Below are 2300 nucleotides of genomic sequence, written 5' to 3'. Positions count from 1 at the left end.
GTCCAACAGCGCTGCCCCCGAGCCCGGCCTTGGCGGCGCGTCCAGTGACGCCCCTGCCGGTGGCTCCGCAGGCGGCCCCGCCTCCTCCGATCCGCTGGAACCCCGCGCGGTCTGGAGTCGCGGCGCCTGGATGCTGGTGCTTCTGGTGCTGTTCTCTATCGCCCAGACCCTGCTGGTGGCCACCACGGTGCTGCAATTCGGCTGGATGCTCTTCACCAAGCGGAAGAACCCCCAGATCACCGATTTTGGCGTGAAGCTTGGCAACTGGATGGCGATCACCGCGCGCTATCTCGCCGTGGCGAGCGAGGAGAAACCGTTCCCCTGGACGGCCTGGAAATAACGTCTTCCCGCTTCTTCTGGCCGGAAATATCCCCGCCGGAGGCTGCCGGGCGCCCGCCCTCGATGGGCGGGCGCCCGGCAAACGCCTTCAGGCTTCCATCACTTCCAGCTCGTCGATCATTCCCTCGATCATCGCGAGCCCCTTGTCCCAGAAGGCCGGATCCGCTGCATCCAGCCCGAAGGGCGCCAGCAGCGCCTTGTGGTGCTTCGAGCCGCCCGCCTTCAGCATGTCGAAATACCTGTCCTGGAAACCCGCGCCGCTTTCCTCGTAGACCGCGTAAAGCGCGTTCACCAACCCGTCGCCAAAGGCATAGGCATAGACGTAGAAGGGCGAGTGGACGAAATGCGGGATATAGGCCCAGAAGGTCTCGTAGCCCGGCATGAACTCGAAGACCGGGCCGAGGCTTTCGCCCTGCACGCTCATCCAGAGCGCGTTGATGTCCTCGGGCGTCAACTCGCCCTGGCGGCGGGCATCATGCAGCTTGCACTCGAAATCGTAGAAGGAGATCTGGCGCACGACCGTGTTGATCATGTCCTCGACCTTGCCCGCCAGCAGCGTCTTGCGCTGCGCGGGTGTCTCGGCGGCGGCCAGCAGCTTGCGGAAGGTCAGCATCTCGCCGAATACGCTGGCCGTCTCGGCCAGGGTGAGCGGCGTCGAGGACAGCAATTCGCCCTGTTCCGCGGCCAGCACCTGATGCACGCCATGGCCCAGTTCATGGGCCAGCGTCATCACGTCCCGCGGCTTGCCCAGGTAGTTCAGCATCACATAGGGGTGGACATCCGTCACCGTCGGATGCGCGAAGGCGCCGGGTGCCTTGCCGGGTTTCACGCCCGCATCGATCCAGCCCTTGTCGAAGAAGGGCGCGGCAAGTTCGGCCATCCTGGGCGAGAAATCGGCATAGGCGTCCATCACGGTCGCCTTGGCGGTTTCCCAATCCACCGTTTTTGGCTCCTCGATCGGCAGGGGCGCGTTGCGGTCCCAGACTTGCAGCTTGTCCAGCCCCAGCCATTTCGCCTTCAGCGCGTAATAGCGATGCGACAGCCGCGGATAGGCCGCGACCACGGCATTGCGCAGCGCCTCGACCACTTCGGGTTCCACGTCGTTCGACAGATGCCGCCCGGTCTGCGGCGTCGGCATCTTGCGCCAGCGATCCTCGACCTCCTTTTCCTTGGCCAGCGTGTTGTGGACGCGGGCAAAGAGCTTGACGTTCTGCTCGAACACCTCGGCCAGCGCATGCGCCGCCGCCTCGCGTTTCGCGCGGTCGGGATCGGTCATGAAGTTCAGCGTGCCCTCGATCCCGAAGGTCTCGCCGTCCACCTCGAATTCCAGGGCGGCGATGGTTTCGTCGAACAGCTTGTTCCAGGCCGAGGCGCCGACCACCGACTGGTCATGCAGGAAGCGTTCCAGCTCGTCGGACAATTGATGGGGCCGCATCGCCCGCAGCCGGTCGAAGACGGCCTTGTAGCGGGCGAACCCGGCATCTGCCGCGAACAGCGCCTCGAGCACGCCGTCCTCGATGCGGTTGATCTCCAGCGAGAAGAAGACCAGCGGCGTGGTGTAGCCGGTGATCCTGTCCTGGCAATCCGACAGGAATTTGGCGCGCGCCGCATCCACCGTGTTCTGGTAATAGCGCAGCCCGGCATAGGACATGATCCGCCCCGAGACGCGGTTGATCGCCTCGTAGCGCGCGATGCAGTCCAGCCAGCCGCCCGCATCCAGCCCCGCCAGCCTGCCCTCGTAATCGGCGGCGAAGCGGGCGCATTCGCCATCCAGCCAGTCCATGTCGCGGGCGATCTCGGGCGCGTCGGGGGAGGCGTAAAGATCGGCCAGATCCCATTCGGGCAGCGCGCCAAGCCCCCCCGGACCCGTGGCATTGGCGTCGAAGACGGGGGCGGGCGGGATCATGCGCATCTGGGAACCTCTTTCATGTCGCGTTGACCCCAGACATAGGGCGCGGGGG

At 65.6% G+C, this 2300-nt stretch carries 2 protein-coding genes; one reads left to right on the top strand and one right to left on the bottom strand.

The annotated features are described in order from the left end of the window. Positions 1 to 340 (top strand): DUF4389 domain-containing protein (locus ENN83_RS14110; protein ID WP_287187960.1); only part of this gene is annotated, 340 nt, incomplete at its 5' end. A gap of 87 nt (positions 341 to 427) precedes the next feature. Here ENN83_RS14110 and ENN83_RS14105 read toward each other — a convergent pair. Next, positions 428 to 2251, bottom strand: a complete 1824-nt coding sequence (locus ENN83_RS14105; RefSeq protein WP_287187957.1) for a M3 family oligoendopeptidase — start codon at positions 2249 to 2251, stop codon at positions 428 to 430. Between the last annotated feature and the right edge of the window lie 49 nt (positions 2252 to 2300).

Source organism: Rhodovulum sp., assembly GCF_011048875.1.
Classification (GTDB): Bacteria; Pseudomonadota; Alphaproteobacteria; order Rhodobacterales; family Rhodobacteraceae; genus Rhodovulum; species Rhodovulum tesquicola.
This window is presented reverse-complemented; position numbering and strand designations above follow the sequence as displayed.